Origin of the sequence: Streptomyces sp. NPDC001401 (genome assembly GCF_042895385.1) — a bacterium.
Taxonomy (GTDB): Bacteria; Actinomycetota; Actinomycetes; order Streptomycetales; family Streptomycetaceae; genus Streptomyces.
In genome coordinates, this window is record NZ_JBIAWI010000036.1 from 31,997 (window position 1) to 47,280 (window position 15,284).

Consider the following 15,284-nt stretch of genomic DNA (forward strand, 5'->3'; position numbering starts at 1 on the left):
GCGGAGCCCCCAGCGATCAGCACCCGACCTGCTGGGGGTGCGAAGTCGTTCCCTACACTCCACCCCATGTCGTATCCCGGCCGGCTTTCCCCCTCCCCCACCGCCACCGTCGTCCCCACCGGCCGGCGAGCCTCGCGGCGGATGGTTCCCCTCGGCATCGTGCTCACGGCGATCAGTGCCCTGGTCCTGTTCGGCGGCATAGTGATCACCGCCGGGCTCGAGGGCGGCGAGCCGAACCCCAAGGGAATCGGGGGAATCGCTCTCGGGCTGTTCATGGGCTTCATCGGCGTCACCAGCCTGATCACCACCTGGTCGGCCCCGCACTCCAGCGTGAGCGTCGACCACCTGGGGCTGTGGGTGAGCAACGGCAGGGCGCAGAACGTCATCCCCTGGCAGAGCCTCGCCGGAGTCGGGCTGCACTGGAGCAAGATGGGCAGGGGCGGGGTGAAGGTGTACTCCGTCGAGCTGTGCCCCAACGTCCCCGTCGACCGCGACGACCCCGTCCTGTGGCCCCTGGTCCGCGACGAGGAGCCACTCCACCCCACCCTCCCGCGCCTGCGCTATCGCCTCCCCGTCCCCGCAAGTTCGCAGGCTGCCCTGGTCACCGCCATCCAGCAGCAGGTCCCGCAGCTGTGGCTCGGTGAGACCGAGCGCGAGGCCGGCTACATGGGCGTACCGGATCGCAAGGGGCACCGGGAGCGGACGGGCGGAGCGTCGCGCTGAAGTCCCGCCTCACATCCGCAGTGCCGGACGCACCCCGCACCACGGCCCCCGCCTGGCGCCACTGGTCCCTACTGGTGCCGGCCCTGGTCGTCGCCTCGGCAGGGCTGCTGGTGGCCCGCATCTCCTTCGACGGCGACACCTTCCAGCACTGCCGGTACCTGGGGCCGTCCACACGGACGTACGTCACCGCCTGGGCGGCGCCTGCCTGCGCGCTGGCGGCTTCGCTGCTCCTGCCGGCCCTCCGTCGCGGGGCGCACCGGCGGGGGCAGCGGCTGGGAGCGGTGTGGCAGGGGCGTACGGCCATGGTGGCCGCCTGCCTCATTCCCGTACTGCTGCTGGTGCAACTCGCGGCCCTCTACTGGGTGTACGAGCCGGATCCCTCCGGCGGGCAGGACTGCTCGGGGCTGACACCGGTGCATGAAATGACCGTCAGGCGTTGACGGACTTCCGGAACTTGCGCACCAGCTTCACGATGCCCCAGACCATGAGGCCGCCCCAGAGGAAGAGGACGAGGAACGCCTGCCACAGGGGCATCTTCCCCTTTCCCGAGTACGAGCTCCCGGGGTAGTGGCGGTAAGAGGAGCCGCCGCCGCTCGACTTCTGGTAGCCGCGGCTCTTGCTGAAGCCACCACCGCTGCTGCCACCGCGCCCCTTCGACGACAGGGCAACGTACGACACGGAGTCACGCCCCGGTGCCGCCTCGGCTCCCGCGGGTGCCACCCCGAACAGGACGCCGATCAGGAGGAGTACGGTCGCCGAACGCAGGAAAGACCCCGTGCCCGTGGGTCGTAACCTCGCGGACATCCCTCAGCGCCGACCCGTCCGCCCGACGCCCCCGCCGGAGCCGTGCACCGGCGCGTCCCGCTCCGCCCGCTCGCGGTCCAGGTCGGCCTGCTGCCGCGCGTCCCAGTCCGCGAACTGACCCTTGGACTGCTGGCGTTCCGCGTACGTCTGGTCGTCGGCCGCCCGCCGCATCTCGTGGAGCCGCTGGTAGACGGCCTCGGTGTAACGCGGGTCCTGGAAGGCGTCCTTGACGTCGACGTCCCCGCTCAGCACCGAACGCGCCATGTCACGCAGGGCCGGGTCGAGCGAGGTCGCGCCGGCGATGGTGCGCAGGGAGCGGTGCAGTCGTAGGGCCTGTTCGGGGTCCTGGGCGATCCCCATGAGTTCCTCGTCCTGGATCTCCCGGTCCGCGGTCATGGGTGCGTACGTCCTTCCTGTTACGGCGTGTTGGGGGTGGGGCGGCGAAAGCGGCGGGGGGGGCTGGGGTTACCCGAACTCGTTACGTGCCCAGTCCTGCGCGTTCCCGCCGCTGCGCGAGGAACCGGAGCGCGAGGCGGAGGCGGCGGCTGCCGGCCTGTTGGAGTGGGACGCCTGCGTGGTGGTGCCGCTCGAGGAGCCGGAGTCCGAGGCGGAGGAGTTGGAGGCGGAGGAATTGGACTCGGCCGCCCCGTCGGACGACTCCCCGCCCTGCCCACTGTGCCCGGACAGCGCGTCGACACCGTGCTGTACGCGGTCTCCGACCGCCCCGGTGACCTTCTCCGTCGCGGCGTCGACGGCACCGTCCACGTGCCCCTGCACGTCGGTATAGCCGGCGAGAGTCGAGCCCTCACCGCCCTTGACCTCGTTCTTGAGGCCGTCCACGTACTCGCCGGCCGCGTCCTTGGCGACGCCCGCCGTCTCGCCGAGGTCGATGCCGGACCGCTCGTCGAAGTGCGCCTCGATGCTCTGCTGGGCGACGTTCTGCGCCATGCCGATGGCGGCGTCCTTGGCCTTCTCCTTGGCGGCGTCGACCACCTTCTCCTGGACGAACTTCTTGGCCTCGTCCTTGATCTTGTCCTTGGCGAACTGCTTGACCTTCTCCTTGGTGATCTTCTCGAGCTGCTCCTTGGCGATCTTCTTCAGGGCGTCCATGGTGGCGTGCTCCATGGCCTTGGTGATCGCCTGCATGACCTCCTGCTTGAGCTTGTTCAGCAGCTCGCGGACGATGACCCGGGTGGCCTGCGTCGCGCCGAGCGCACCGACCTCGGAGAGCCCGAAGGTGAAGGGTGCCGACGCCTGCGCCGCGATGATCTCCACGGCCAGGGCGATGAGTTGGGCGATCACGGACAACTTCGCCGTCAGGACCGCGATCGCCGCCGCGTCGAAGGCGAAGGCGATCACTTCGCACGCGGTCTTCGCGTCCGGGATGTAGCTGTCCTGGCCGTTCGCGCCCGTATAGGCGCCCCACTCCTTGGTGAACATGTCGACGGCCGTACCGGCGTTGCTCGCAACGACGCTGCGCGCGAAGCCTTCGCCCTCCGTCTGGATCTTCTCGAGATCCTTGCCGAAACTCCGCCAGGCCTCGGCGACCTGGTGCAGTGCGTCTTCGTCGGCCTCGGGCCAGGAGTAGCCGAGGAGGTCGAGCACCCAGACGAGTTCGTCGGGCAGTGTAAGCGCCATGCCAATAGCCCCGTTATGTGCTTGGAGTTCTTGTGGAGTTCTTCCGGACTTCTTAGAGTTTGCCGACTTCGCTGATGATCCCGTTCAGCTGACCGCTGTTCGACATATCCGAGTCGTCGTAATTGCGGGCCATGTCCTCGAGGTTGTGACCGATCCGTGAAAGCCGTTCCGCAAGGCTGTCCATCGACGTGAAGATTCCGTCACGAATTGGCGTGTAGACCTGCCCGAAGATCTCCCCGAAGTCCGCGTCCGCCCACGGCTCACCCAGCCCGTCGAGATCATCCTGAAGCTTCTTGGAGGCTTTCGAGAAATCACCCCCGAGCTCGGCGAAGTTCTGTCCCTGTTTCTTCAGTACCGACGTTTCGACGTCAAAGGTCCCGAACTCCACTGCTCCCCCGGACTCCGTTTGCTGCAGTTCATATTGGACGACAGGCCGATACCTTAGACTCCTCGCGCACGGCTCGCCAGCCCGACAGTCAAGAGATCGTCAAGTTTCCCAGGGGGACGTCAACAGTGGTTACGACACGGCCGAGTTACGGCGGCACAGCGACCCTGTGGGTGGGAAGGCTGCTCGGCCTGGGGCTGATCCTTCTGGCCGCCGTCGTCGCCGCGGTGACCGTTCCGGAGCTCCGCAGCGAACTCGCCGGCGAGGGCACGGACGGAACCCTCACCGTTTCTTCATGCGAAGCGCACACGAAGTCTCACTACGGCACACGCAGGCGAACAACCGAACTCAAGTTCAGCTGCACGGGGACCTGGACGGCACAGAGCGGCGGAGCCACGTACAAAGACGTGACGGTGGAAACTTCCTCGCGTCTGGAAAACGGGGCGAAAATCGGAGTCGTGCAGGCGAACGACACCTTTGAACTTCCGGAGGACCGGGCCCCCGGAAAGGACATCGCGATCCTCGCGTTCTGCCTCTCCTTGCTGACATTCGGCATCTTCTGCCTCCTGACGGGCTTCGGCACCCGAAACGGCCCGGGCCTCGCGGCCTCCTGGCAGCGACTGCCGGCCCAGAAGGTGATGGGTCCCGCGCTGGGCGGCCTGTTCGTCATCGGCGCCCTGGCAGCACTCGTCTGCGCACTCGTCGTGTGACGCCGTATCCCTCAGCTGTATCCCTCAGCCGAATCCCTCGTCTGATTTCCGGCTTCCGAGTTCTGAGGAACCCTCAATAATGACCCAAGTACACGGGAACGCCACGCCCAACGCCGCCGCCCAGGGCGACCGAACGAACCTCGGCCGCCTCATCGGCGCCGGCCTGATCCTCGTGAGCGTCGTTCTCCTGGGCCTGGGCGCCTACCTCGGCCCCGTCCGCTACGCGACGTCCACGCCGGGCAAGCTCACGGTCGAGACCTGCACGGTCGACTACAAGTACCGCAGCTCGTCGAGCAGTTCGAGTTCGCGGAAGAAGACGAAGACCAGGTGGTGCTACGGCACCTTCACCTCCGACGACGGCAAGGTCAAGGACCTCAACGCCGAGCTCCGCAGCGATGCCCTGTACCAGCGCGGCCACGTCATCGAGGCCCGCAAGACCAGCGACATCTCCTACATGCAGGACCACGGCTGGGTGCACGCCATCGCCGTCGGCTGCGCATGGTGGTTCGGCGCCCTGATCGCCCTGGCCATCGGCGTCTTCGCCGCCGTCACCGGCTTCCCGTACGGACAGTCGGAGAGCCAGGGCCTGTTCCGCACTTCCTTGGTGACGGTCGCAGTGGGCGTGCTCGGCCTCGTGGTCAGCCTGCTGGTGGTGTTCTTCACGTGAGGGAGGGCCCGGCGCCGGTCGTCTGTGGGAGGACGAGAGGTGCCGGGCCGTCACCGACCCGCCTAACCGCACTCCGTGAGGTGTCTGGTGGACCGCAGGGCTTTCCCGGCCTCCACGGAGCTGGAGTCGGCGTCGTTCGCAGTCTTGCGCTGCAGGGCGTTGACCTTCTTGGTGTCGGTGCCTTCGCCCCGTGCCGTGGCCCAGATGTCGATGATCCGGGTGCTGTCCTGACGGAGGAACAGGGTCCCGTTCGCATCGACCCCAGAAGCGCTACGGCCGGGGCGCCCCCAGCGAGCACCGCGCCAATGTGGGCAGGGACTTCGACGTCGTCGGGACCTGCGACGAGATAACGTCCCGCGCATGACGACCGGCCGCCACACCCCGCGCAACACCGGGCCTCGTCCACCCCGGGACCGGGAGCCTGGCCGCCGCCAAACGGTGCCGCAGGTCCTGCTGCGGGTCGCACTGTGGCTGGCGGCGGTGGCTGCCACCGTGTTCACGATCATCGTGGTATACGGGTTCATCCAGTTCGACCATGCCGTCGACCACCCCGAGGACGGCTTCTCCGGCTGGCAGTGCGCCGCTGAGTCCGGGACCTGCGGGCCCTGAACCCAGTTGCGTCGGGGGGCCGATCCTCACGCTATGAGGGGAGGGACACGCCTCGTCTCCCTGGTCTGCGGTCTCATCTGCTTGCAACGCCCGCCTGAATGCTCAGGGCTCGCACGTCATCGAGTGCCCTGAGCACAACCAGTCGCCGTCCGGTGGCTTGTCGAGATCGTCGATGGATTGGACGAGCCCCCAGGCCGCGTAGAGCACAAAGGCGACGCAGGCCGACATCAGCAGCCACAGCACCGCTTTCTTCCCCGAGGGAAGCCGCAGCCAAGAGCGATGACGGCGTATGCGACCCGTCTCCGACCCCGTTCCGTCCGACGCGCCTGCCTTAGGTTCACGTCCGGTGTGCTGACCGACGTACCGGGGACTCAAGCCGAAGTCCTGATCGTGTCGGAGGTGCCCACGACGTCGAAGTCACGTGCAAGCCCAACAGAGTTGAGGTGCGCGAGATCGGCCTGCTCGAGTTCCATCTTGAAAGGACCACCGAACTTCTCCTGGGTGCGCCGGTGTTCACTGGGCACTCCCCAGTCGTAGCGCTTCTTCACTTCCACTTGGTACGTGATCTCGTCGCCGTGCTTCTCTCCGACGAGGCGGTACTGGAAATGGTTCAGGGCGTAGTACCAATCCATGCTCGAATCGCCGTCCGCGGTGTTCGGAGCGGTCGACCCCCACTCGGTGGTGAACGGGCCGTCGGGGCGCCTCCGCACATCCTGCTCCACCGTCTTGTCCACGTCCCGCTGGAACTGCGGAATATCCCGCATCATCTGCTGCGGCTCCACCTCGACGGTCTTGCCTGAGCCGTCAAGATAGTGCTTGACCAGGCCGGCAGCATTGGCCCAGCCACGAGCGGCCGCCGCTGCGCCGACGTTGTTGAGCTGGTTGCGCACCATCCGATCTTTGACGGTGGGCTCGAAAACGTTGTACCGGCGGTCTTCTGTTTCGAAATTGTGCGGAGTGCCGAAGATCACCTTGAGGCTTGCCGTGAGCCATTCATCAATCTTGTTCACCTCACTCAGAACCTCTTGAGCCCGGAGCTGGATGAGGTCAGCAGCCTGCTTCTTCTCCTGATACTTTGCGTCGCCGTTCGGGTCGTCGCGGTCGATCAGGATGGACCATTCGACAACGCCGTCATCGGCTATCTTCATCCCCGCATCGTGCGCACTGCGGTCGAGTTCGCGCGCGACCCGCTGCCAGCCTTCCAAGCCGTCGGTGCCTCCGGTTCCGCGTGCTCCGTCGGCCTCCTCGTCCAGAAACCTGCTCAGGGACTTGACCTCTGCGTCGAGCGCGTCGAAGCCGACCTGTATGCGGTCGCAGTACTTCTGAGCCGCCTCTCCGCCCTCGCCCCTCCAATGGTCCCTGTGCAACTTGCGCACAACATCGTCGTGGAACCCCTCACGGGCCTGCCTGACCTTTCGGTGGATGACGTCGTTCCACCGGTCGGCGAACCTCTCCAGGCCGGCGACGTCCAACTCCAGGAGTTGCGAGAAGGTGACCACTGCCCTGCCTTTCAGCGGTAGATGCCGGAGAAGTCGTGCGCCATACGGGTCTCGTTGCCGTCGTAGGCGTCCGCGCTGCTGCGGAAGTTGTCGGAAGCGCGATTCAGCCGGTCGCGCATCACCTGGTTCAGGCGCTCCCAGCGCTCGTGCATGTCGTCGATGCTCTGCACGAACCCCCAACCGGGCGCCGACCTCGCCAGATCCTCCGCAGCGTCCTTCGCCTCACCCAACGTCTTCCAAACCGTCAGAGAAGCCTCGTCACACGCGTCCGCGCAGTCTCGCAAGAACGACGAGGTCACCCCGACATCGGGATCCGATCCCCACGGAGGCGGCAGATTCGGTCCCGTGGGCGAAGGCGTCGGCTCAGGGCCGGAAGGCGCCGGGCTCGGCGCGGCGGGCGCTGGATCCGGGTCGGGTGTCGGTCCGGGTGAGGGTGACGGCGTCGGCGACGCACCGGAGGTTATGGAATAGGACAGCCTCGGGTCTACTGGATCACTCATCGCGGCCCCCACGCACATCCGTATCGTTGATCGAAGCCATGACAACCATCCTCGCAGGAAGCTTGCTGGACACGGACGTTGGGCTGCCACAGAGATCAACTGCGGCGTGCAGAACGGCTTCGAATTCGAAAGAGCGGCGGCTGGAGCGTGACCGCACCTACATCGACGACATCAAGCAACTCATCGGCCGGTGGGCAAAGTCGGGAGTGCGTCGCTCCGTACGGCGAAGCCGTGACTCATCAGGTCGCAGCGTTTCGGCCCGACGAGCAATTGTCCGTCGGGCCGTTTCAACTGCGCGACCAGGGATTACTCCTTCGGCGCCTCTTCGACCGAGCCGGAGGGCGCCTGCGCGCCTACCGGCTTGCCGAAGTCGGAGTACACCACGTCCGGCATGTCGTCACGAGTACTGTCCTCCTTGAAGAGGTACGGCTTGCCCGTGGTCGCCACGTACCACGTGACCGACTCTCCCTTCGCCGTCATGACGACCGGCACCGCCTGCTGCCCGTCCACCGTGGCGACCTTCCCCTTGGTCGCCTTGTTGCCGGCGTCAAGCGTGTCGGGTTTGGTGAACTGCTCCTCGTGGCACCAGCTGGCGAAGCCCTTCATAAGCGGGTGACTCGGCGTCCCATGGAGCCACGTGCTGGCAGAGAGCTTGGTGCCGAGCTCGGAATTGAACCCCTTCACGAGCGTCGAGTCAGGCTTGGCCCAGACGTCGTTGCCCTTGCGGATGATCTCGAAGGAACCCTTCGACATCTTGACGGAGCCGACGCATTCCGTGGCGGAGAGCAGCAGATCGGTCTTGGCGTCCCCGCGCGTCATCTGCTCCCGGAAGGATCCGGCGCCGGCGTTGGCCTTGTGACCCATGTCGTAGATCTCCTTGGCGGAGAGCTTTTCGATGCCGTTCGGCTCGGCGGCAGGACTGGCCTCTGCGGTCTTCGACGGCGTGGAGCCACCTGCGGACCCCACGGCATCGGTGTCGCCGCTATTGCAGGCCGCGAGCGACACCATCGCCGCGGCGCAGACGAGCGCGGTGGCGGCGCGTCGGACGGACAGGACAGGCGTGTGCATGAAAACCCCGTGATTATTGACCGTGTGCAAACGTGCTTGATCATCTAAGCAAAGGCCTGCTCAACGACTCCAAATAGGCCCCATATCAGTGGACTTGTCAGCCGAATCCCCTCCAGGCCTTCACACCTCAACCCCAATCGGCTCGCGCACTACGCCGATCACCGCTCCCGGGACATCCGGCTGCCCCTCGCGGAGACGACGTCACGGTGACGGCTGCGTGAGCCCCGATAGGCGTCCACCGATGTCTAGCAGGCGGTGTGCGGCCTGCTGCCAGCGTTCGTTTTCCTTGGTGCGGTGCTGGAACGTCAGAGTCACGCAGGCGGCCTGGGCGTGCTCAGTGATCGCCGGTGTGCCGGTGCACGGGCGTGGCAGCGGCTGACGCCAGTCGCCCAGGGTCGCGAGGAGAAACCGGCGCGCGAGGGGACGTACTTCGTCCCACGCCGGATCGGTGGCCAGGGCCTTGCCCCAGAGGCCGGCGCGGCAAGCGGCGTCGATCCCGCCGAGGCGACGGCCGATGGCCTGAAGAGCGCGCAGATTCTCGGGTTCAAAGGCTCCGCGCTCCGCCAGTCCTTCGGAGATGCGGCAGAGGAGCTCCACCTCCTCGACGACGGACTCCGTCCCCAACTCACGCTCGCCCAGCCAGGCAAGCTGATCCTGGGCGTCGGATGCGAGGAGGGCCATGAATCGCAGCGTCCAGGTGCGCAGGTGCGCGTCGCCGAGATGGTTCATACATGCTCCTCCCGAGGCCCGTCGCTCACCCCCCGGCCACCCGAGAGCCGTGGACGCGCCGGAGGCTGCGCAGTTCGGCGAGGGCCTCCAGCCAGCGGGCGGTCTCCTCGTCGCCGTCGACCCCGTCGGCGATGGTGGCCGCGGACTCCAGCCACGCACGCACCATGGACGCCGCCTCGTCGCCCGGCACCGGCTCGCGCAGCTCGGCCGCGTACCGGACACCTCCGCTGCGTACCACCTTGGCGAGGAAAGCCACCGCCCGCGGCTGGATGCCGAGCCGGTCCAGCAGGACGGCGGCGCCCACCGCGCCGTCGCCGAAGAGGGCGGTGCGGTGCGGGCCGGCGAAGGAGAGGCCGTAACGCAGCATCGCCGGGATGTCCGACTGCGCCAGCTCGTCGTCGGTCCGGCCGAGGGGCGAGGCCTGCGCGGCGGAGGTCATGGCTTTCTCACGGTGACGGTGAAGGTGTGGATGGTGGCTCGGTACTTCTCTTGGAGGATGGGGCTGCCGCTCGGGACAGGGGACGGGGTGACGGGACCGCCGGCATCGCCACCGCCGGCGCAGGCACCGGGCGGGCACTGGATGAGGCTGATCTTCGTCGTGCCCGGACCGACGGCCTTGAAGCCGAAGGAGTCCGTTCCGCTCCCGCTGCCGACGGCGTCGTCGGCCTCGCTCTCCTCCCGCTTGTCCGTCTTGCGGACGACGTCAGGGTCGGGCTGCGGCGATGTCAGGTACCACCATTCACCCATCGCGGTGTCGACCGGAAGGGACAGCGTGAACTCCTTCCCCTCAGCCACCTGTATGTGCTTCTCGCCCAGCTGGTAGGTGTCCGGCCCGGTGCTGCCGCAGCCCGCGAGCAAGGTCATCAGCAGGGCGGGGAGGGAGAGTCGGCGCAGGGCGCTGGTCATGACGCTCACTTATCGGTCGGCGGCCACATGGACGGCGTACGCGTCGGGCATGCGGAAGTCGGAGGCCTTGTCCATGTGGCCGTTGACGAAGCGGAACAAGCTCAGTCGAGTGGGTGCGGCGCGCGCGTCCAGAGCAGTCAGGCAGGAGTGGCGACTCAGCCGAAGTCGTTCGTGCCTGGCGTGGGTCGGGTGCTGATGGTCTCGTCGTACGTCGGCATGTTCGTGCCGTACGAGGTGCGCGGGTCCGGTGCCGCGCTGTCGGGCGACCGGCCGACGGGGTCGAAGTCCGGGTGCCCGACGGGGTGACCCCCGCTGGGGCGCAGCACCGCGGGCATCTCACCGGGGGTGGCCTGAGTCGAGGTGTCCGTGCCGGTCTTCTCGAAGTCCTGGGAGACCCGCTCGTCGTTCCACTCATGACCGTCCGCCGACGACCTGAGGTTGTCCCCGCCGGCCTGGATACGAGCGTGCAGACCATCGAGCGCGGGCTTCCAGCTGGTGGCGATCTCCGTCAGAGCGGGTCCCATCGACCAGCCATTGAGCGAACCGCCCGCTGCCCCGGCCTCCTTGACCGCCTTGTCGGCGGGGCCCTTCATGGTTCGGGCTATGCCGTCGCACGCCCCGGCGGAGGCGCGGAGCTCTGCCGGGTCGACATCGGTGCGCTGGGACACGTCCGGTTCCTCTCGGTTCTTCTCAGGCCGGTTCTTCTCAAGCGTTCAGAACTGCTGCTGCTTGGCGCCGGGCGGGAGCATGCAGGGGGTACGTACGGCGAAGGAGAAACGCTGAGGCTTCGTCTTACCGGAACCGACCGTCTCCGCCTCCACGCTGTAGCCGTTCTTCTTGTTGCGAGCCCGGAGCACCGCGGACGCGTAGGCACTCTTGAACTCCCGGTACGAGGTCACCTCGTAGCCCTGCTTGGGGAGTTCGCTGCGGAGCTTGCGCACTATGCGGGTGTGATCCGTGGCGGGGGCAGGCGAATAGACGTAATAGAAGAGGCTGTACCGGCCGTCCTCAGCCACCTCGTCGTTCTCACCGATGCATGCTTCAAAGTGCACCTTGGCCGTGTCGGGGAGCAGTTCGACGTCCGTGAGCTCGGCCATGTGGGCGGTGGAGTCCTTGGCCCACTTCAACGCATCGTCCTTGGCCATCCTGGGCAGCGGGGTGTTCGGGTCGTCCTGGGAGGAGCAACCACCAGCCAGAAGCAGGACGGCGGAAACGGCGATCGCCGCGTGGCTGGCTGCCGTTGTGCCACGAGCCCCTGATTTCATCAGCGTCGACCTGCTTCAGAACTGCTGCTGCTTGGCACCGGGCGGGAGCATGCATGGCGTGCGCACGGAGAAGGAGAGCGCTTGCGGCTTCGTCTTGCCGGAGCCGACGGTCTCGGCCGTCACCCGATAGGAGTTCTCCTTGTTGTTGGCCCTGAACACCGCTGATTCGTAGGCGTCCTTGAACTCTCGGTATCCCGTGACCTCGTACCCCTCCTGGGAGAGCTCCCGGCGAAGCGTCCGCACGACGCGTGTGTGTTCCGTGACGGGCGCCGGCGAGTTGACGTAGTAGAAGAGGCTGTACCGGCCGTCCTCGGCCACCTCGTCGTTCGCCCCGATGCAGGCCTCGAAGTGCGCCTTGGCTGTTGAGGGGGTGAGCTCGACAGCGGCGATCCGGGCCATGTACGCGGTGTAGTCCTTGGCCCACTTCAGCGCGGCGTCCTTTTCCATGCGCGGCAGCGGGGCGTTCTTCGAGTCATCACTCTGAGACACACAGCCTCCAGTCAAGAGCAGAGCCGCACAGACAGCTAGGACCGTGCGGAGAAGGGGGTTACAGACCGGGGACGACTGGGCCGTACGGCGGCAGGTCACTGCCCTTCGGGTCCTCCGTGGGCTTCCTGCCCGCAATGATCGCTCCTTGGTTGTCGAGGGATTCGCTGGGTCCATTCGGGCCTCTGTCCCAGTAACCGCTGTGGCCGTGGGTGTCGACCGTGAAATTGTGACCGCCGAAGTCCGCGCCCGACGGGTCGCTGCCGAGGGTGTAGCCGGCCGTGTTGTTGGCGATGTCGTCGTCCGCGGCCTTGCCGATCCACACGTGATCGGGGTCCACCTGTAGATACTGCGCCTCGCTCACCGTCATCCCCGGGCTGCCGACCGCCACGACGTCGTCCGCGCCCAGACCGGAGCCCCCGGAAGCGGCGGCGCCGACGACCGTGGAGCCATAACTGTGCCCGATGACGGTGGTGTGACTCGGCGACGCGTCGTGCGAGGCGTGTGTGCCCGCCACAAACTGCCGCAGGTCCGGAGCGGCGTCCTCGGCCCGCCCGGTTCCGCCGACGCTGTTGAAGTCGGTCATGGACGCCTCGGGGGCGTCATAACCGAGCCAGGTGATCATCGCGACGCTCTCGCCGTGGGACCGGCTCTCCGCCGCCGACTGCAACCGGTCGATGCGGTCGAGCTGACCGGGTACGGCGTCCATGTTGGTGTTGGTGCCCGGCACCAGGATGCCGGTATGCGCGGCGGTGTCCGGGTTGCCCATGGCGATGATGGCCTGCCCGTCGTCCTTGGAGTTGTAGCCAAGCAGGTACAGCTCCTTGCCCTTGGGGGCGCCATCTGCGGCGTCGAGCCGCTCATTGAGCACCAGCATGTTGTTCAGGCGCCTGTTGACGGTTTCCACGCTGTCACCCGGGAACCCTTCGGCGTAGTTGCCCGCCTCGGCCATATTGAGCTCCTGGGCGAGGGCCGTGCGATTGGCGTCGTCCCGCACGTCCGTCGGCAGGCCGTCGGTCGCGCCGATCTCCTTCGGGTAGAGCGTGGTGTAGGTCTGACGCTCCTCGGGGCTGAGTGCCTTCCACCACTCGGCGGCGGCTTTCGGGTCGTTCTCGGGAATCTGCGGAGATCGGACCCCGATCGCCTTCATCGCATTCCTTACGTCCTGCCCGGACTCCGCTGCCGCGTCGTCGTTGAACGGGTCCGTGAGGATGTCGCCGTTCAGCCCGGCGAGGGCCTTCGCGCCATTGTTACTGGCCTTCTGCGCGTCGGCCAGAGCCGTGTCGATGGCTGCACGGTGCTCGCCGAGCAGGCCGCTGCGATCGGCGATGATCTGCTGTGCGTCGGGGTCCTGGTGGGGCAGCCCGGCGGTCGTCGGGTCGCTGACCCAGCCGTCGCCGTCGACCTCGAAGTGGTCCTCTTCCGCCCGCCGCACCGCGTTGCGCAAGTCGGTCTGGGCCTGCTCCATCCAGAACTTCGTGGTGTCCAGGACCCCGGCGACGGCCATCGCCTCCGTCTCGACCACACCGATCCGCGACTCGACGTCCTCCAGATAGAAGAGGGCCGCGTCGGCGTCGTCGCCCTTCCAGGAGGCGTGCAGTGGCCCGGTGACCTGCCGACGATGGCGGTCGGTAAGAGAGTCCATGGTCGTCGACAGGTCACGCCAGGTCTTGGCCGCCGCTTCCAGGTCGGAGAAGTCCTGGTTCATCAGTCGGGAGAAGTCAGACGCCATGTCGGCCCCTGCCTGACCTGCTCAACTGCCCTTCAGGGCATGGAAGGTCCACGCAAGTGGACATAAGACAACCCCCGTTGCTCCTGCTCACTCATGAGTTCGAGGCGATCAGAGTAGCCGATGGTTTCCTCACAGGGACAAGCCGAGTGTTCTTGGTCCGGCCGACGGTGGGGCGCGCTGATCGACGCCGAGACGATCGGAATGCCGCTGTTTACCGCCCGGATCGCGACGGTGCGCGACGGCGAGGCAGACGAATCGCGGTCTGCTCCGCCGCCGAGCCGGTGCCTAAGAAGCGGTCGTGGGCAATGCCACAAGGGCGTAGGAATCGCCTTGCACGCTGCCGCCAACTGAGCTGACGTAGAGCACGCCGTTGTGCCAGAACGGCCTCTCGCTGCCGCCCATGTGCGTGTGGACCTCTTCGGGATACTCGACGACTGTCGTCATCGCGCCGTTCTTGGGGTTGAACTCCACCAGTTTCGGGGTATTCGCGCCGTCGGTGACGTACGCCAACAGACGCTTGCTACCTGTGTCCCCTAGCGGAACGTACTCAATTGTGTTGGAAGCCGGTGCCTTCCACAGTTCTTTTCCACTGTCCAGGTCGTAGGCAACCAGCGTCTTCGATTCCCCTTTGGTACTCCCTTGCTCGGCCGTCCCGATGAGAAGGATGTTCCCGACACCTGCGACCTGACCCATCGGGCTACCGTCTTCCTCAGGGAGGACGTAGTACTTGTCCGTCATCCCCTGGAACTTGCCACGCCGCTCACCGGTCTTTTCATCGAGTGCGAACACGCCCTTCGCATCTCCGCTGATGACGAGAGGGGAAGTGGAAATCGCGACGTCCGCTTCATCCTCGCCAAATCGCTTCGTCCACTCTGCCTTGCCGGTGGCCGGGTCAACGAGCGATACCTCGGTCCACGGCTTGCCGGTGAAAGCGTCTCCCTCGATGCACGATGTCGTGCGGATCAGATTCTTGCCGCCGGTGTACGTGCCGGCGTTGCAGGCGCTCGGGACGACCTTCTTCACGTCCCAGGCCTTGTTGCCGTCAGCCGCCTTGAGCGCCACCTGCTCCCGGTCGGTGGTGATCACGACCGTCTCGCCCGTGCGAGCCACCGCCAGTTTCGTGCCGGAGTTGAACTCGTCCTTCACCTTGAAGCCCTGGTGCCACAACTCCTTGCCGGAGTTGAGGTCGTATGCCGCTACGTGATCGCACTTGCCGTGGGATCCCGCCGCACCCGAGGCGCCATAGGCAACGACGCCGATCCCGCCATCGGAGACGGAGGGGGCGACGCAGGCCTGGTTACCCGCGCCGGGCAGCGGCGTGGCCCACAGCCGCTTTCCGGTGTCACGGTCGTAGGCCTTCACACCATCGGACAGGGTCTGAACCACAGCCTTGTCGGTGAACCAGGTGCCGTCCACCTCCCGGTCGCTCAAGGACCAATCAGCGTTCGTCGGCACGCTCCACATCGGCTCAGTGAGCTTCTTCAGCGTTGCCGCTCCAGGGTGAGGACGGCTTTGGCGATTGACGTCATGCGGTTTGGACTGCATCGGGATCTGCGGAAGATC

21 protein-coding genes and 1 pseudogene are annotated in these 15,284 nt (G+C 66.6%); 5 read left to right on the plus strand and 17 right to left on the minus strand.

The genetic code is table 11. From position 1 onward, the window contains the following. Positions 1-66: 66 nt before the first annotated feature. Positions 67-723 (plus strand): hypothetical protein, encoded by a 657-nt coding sequence (locus ACFY10_RS53705; protein WP_390672752.1) that lies wholly within the window; start codon positions 67-69, stop codon positions 721-723. A 20-nt stretch (positions 724-743) separates the two neighbouring features. After that, positions 744-1,163: a hypothetical protein gene (locus tag ACFY10_RS53710; RefSeq protein ID WP_390672753.1), complete on the plus strand. Its 420-nt coding sequence runs from the start codon at positions 744-746 to the stop codon at positions 1,161-1,163. Here ACFY10_RS53710 and ACFY10_RS53715 read toward each other — a convergent pair. The 4 genes from ACFY10_RS53715 to ACFY10_RS53730 all read right to left on the minus strand — a co-directional run bounded on the left by ACFY10_RS53715 (position 1,153) and on the right by ACFY10_RS53730 (position 3,553). After that, on the minus strand, positions 1,153-1,443 hold the full coding sequence (locus tag ACFY10_RS53715) for a hypothetical protein (protein ID WP_390672754.1): 291 nt from the start codon (positions 1,441-1,443) through the stop codon (positions 1,153-1,155). The two genes, ACFY10_RS53710 and ACFY10_RS53715, sit on opposite strands and share 11 nt — an antisense overlap. A gap of 87 nt (positions 1,444-1,530) precedes the next feature. Further along, a complete protein-coding gene (locus ACFY10_RS53720; RefSeq protein WP_390672755.1) occupies positions 1,531-1,923 on the minus strand; it encodes a hypothetical protein in 393 nt (130 codons plus the stop codon). Positions 1,924-1,992: 69 nt separating this feature from the next. Next, positions 1,993-3,165 (minus strand): PE-PGRS family protein, encoded by a 1,173-nt coding sequence (locus tag ACFY10_RS53725; protein WP_390672756.1) that lies wholly within the window; start codon positions 3,163-3,165, stop codon positions 1,993-1,995. 52 nt (positions 3,166-3,217) lie between these two features. Next, positions 3,218-3,553 carry a hypothetical protein gene (locus ACFY10_RS53730; protein WP_390672757.1) on the minus strand — a complete coding sequence of 112 codons (336 nt, stop codon included), beginning with the start codon at positions 3,551-3,553 and terminating at the stop codon, positions 3,218-3,220. A gap of 170 nt (positions 3,554-3,723) precedes the next feature. On the opposite strand from ACFY10_RS53730, the gene ACFY10_RS53735 reads away from it, so the two are divergent. From ACFY10_RS53735 to ACFY10_RS53745, 3 genes are all read left to right on the plus strand, one after another. Beyond that, positions 3,724-4,260, plus strand: coding sequence for a hypothetical protein (locus ACFY10_RS53735; protein WP_390672758.1), 537 nt, complete (start codon positions 3,724-3,726; stop codon positions 4,258-4,260). 79 nt (positions 4,261-4,339) lie between these two features. Then, on the plus strand, positions 4,340-4,927 hold the full coding sequence (locus tag ACFY10_RS53740) for a hypothetical protein (protein ID WP_390672759.1): 588 nt from the start codon (positions 4,340-4,342) through the stop codon (positions 4,925-4,927). A gap of 360 nt (positions 4,928-5,287) precedes the next feature. Next, a complete protein-coding gene (locus tag ACFY10_RS53745; protein ID WP_390672760.1) occupies positions 5,288-5,536 on the plus strand; it encodes a hypothetical protein in 249 nt (82 codons plus the stop codon). A 102-nt stretch (positions 5,537-5,638) separates the two neighbouring features. Here ACFY10_RS53745 and ACFY10_RS53750 read toward each other — a convergent pair whose 3' ends face one another. The 13 genes and pseudogenes from ACFY10_RS53750 to ACFY10_RS53810 form a co-directional block, all read right to left on the minus strand. Next, positions 5,639-5,779, minus strand: a complete 141-nt coding sequence (locus tag ACFY10_RS53750) for a hypothetical protein (protein ID WP_390672761.1) — start codon at positions 5,777-5,779, stop codon at positions 5,639-5,641. 128 nt (positions 5,780-5,907) lie between these two features. Further along, entirely contained in the window at positions 5,908-7,035 is a 1,128-nt protein-coding gene (locus tag ACFY10_RS53755; RefSeq protein WP_390672762.1) for a hypothetical protein, read from the minus strand. Positions 7,036-7,046: 11 nt separating this feature from the next. Further along, complete coding sequence (locus ACFY10_RS53760; RefSeq protein WP_390672763.1) at positions 7,047-7,205, minus strand: hypothetical protein; 159 nt, start codon at positions 7,203-7,205, stop codon at positions 7,047-7,049. Positions 7,206-7,841: 636 nt separating this feature from the next. Next, entirely contained in the window at positions 7,842-8,633 is a 792-nt protein-coding gene (locus ACFY10_RS53765) for a hypothetical protein (RefSeq protein WP_390672764.1), read from the minus strand. 171 nt (positions 8,634-8,804) lie between these two features. Beyond that, a complete protein-coding gene (locus tag ACFY10_RS53770; RefSeq protein ID WP_390672765.1) occupies positions 8,805-9,332 on the minus strand; it encodes a hypothetical protein in 528 nt (175 codons plus the stop codon). Positions 9,333-9,357: 25 nt separating this feature from the next. Then, positions 9,358-9,771 (minus strand): hypothetical protein, encoded by a 414-nt coding sequence (locus ACFY10_RS53775; protein ID WP_390672766.1) that lies wholly within the window; start codon positions 9,769-9,771, stop codon positions 9,358-9,360. Beyond that, a complete protein-coding gene (locus ACFY10_RS53780) occupies positions 9,768-10,238 on the minus strand; it encodes a protease inhibitor I42 family protein (protein WP_390672767.1) in 471 nt (156 codons plus the stop codon). The genes ACFY10_RS53775 and ACFY10_RS53780 overlap by 4 nt, the downstream gene beginning before the upstream one ends. A gap of 155 nt (positions 10,239-10,393) precedes the next feature. Then, on the minus strand, positions 10,394-10,906 hold the full coding sequence (locus ACFY10_RS53785) for a hypothetical protein (protein WP_390672768.1): 513 nt from the start codon (positions 10,904-10,906) through the stop codon (positions 10,394-10,396). Between the two features lie 45 nt (positions 10,907-10,951). Then, complete coding sequence (locus tag ACFY10_RS53790) at positions 10,952-11,503, minus strand: hypothetical protein (RefSeq protein WP_390672769.1); 552 nt, start codon at positions 11,501-11,503, stop codon at positions 10,952-10,954. Between the two features lie 15 nt (positions 11,504-11,518). Then, complete coding sequence (locus tag ACFY10_RS53795; protein ID WP_390672770.1) at positions 11,519-11,992, minus strand: hypothetical protein; 474 nt, start codon at positions 11,990-11,992, stop codon at positions 11,519-11,521. 58 nt (positions 11,993-12,050) lie between these two features. Further along, a complete protein-coding gene (locus ACFY10_RS53800) occupies positions 12,051-13,721 on the minus strand; it encodes an alpha/beta hydrolase (protein ID WP_390672771.1) in 1,671 nt (556 codons plus the stop codon). 285 nt (positions 13,722-14,006) lie between these two features. Continuing rightward, positions 14,007-15,185, minus strand: coding sequence for a PQQ-binding-like beta-propeller repeat protein (locus ACFY10_RS53805; RefSeq protein ID WP_390672772.1), 1,179 nt, complete (start codon positions 15,183-15,185; stop codon positions 14,007-14,009). Between the two features lie 17 nt (positions 15,186-15,202). Continuing rightward, positions 15,203-15,284, minus strand: a pseudogene (locus ACFY10_RS53810) (IS5/IS1182 family transposase); the annotation flags it as partial.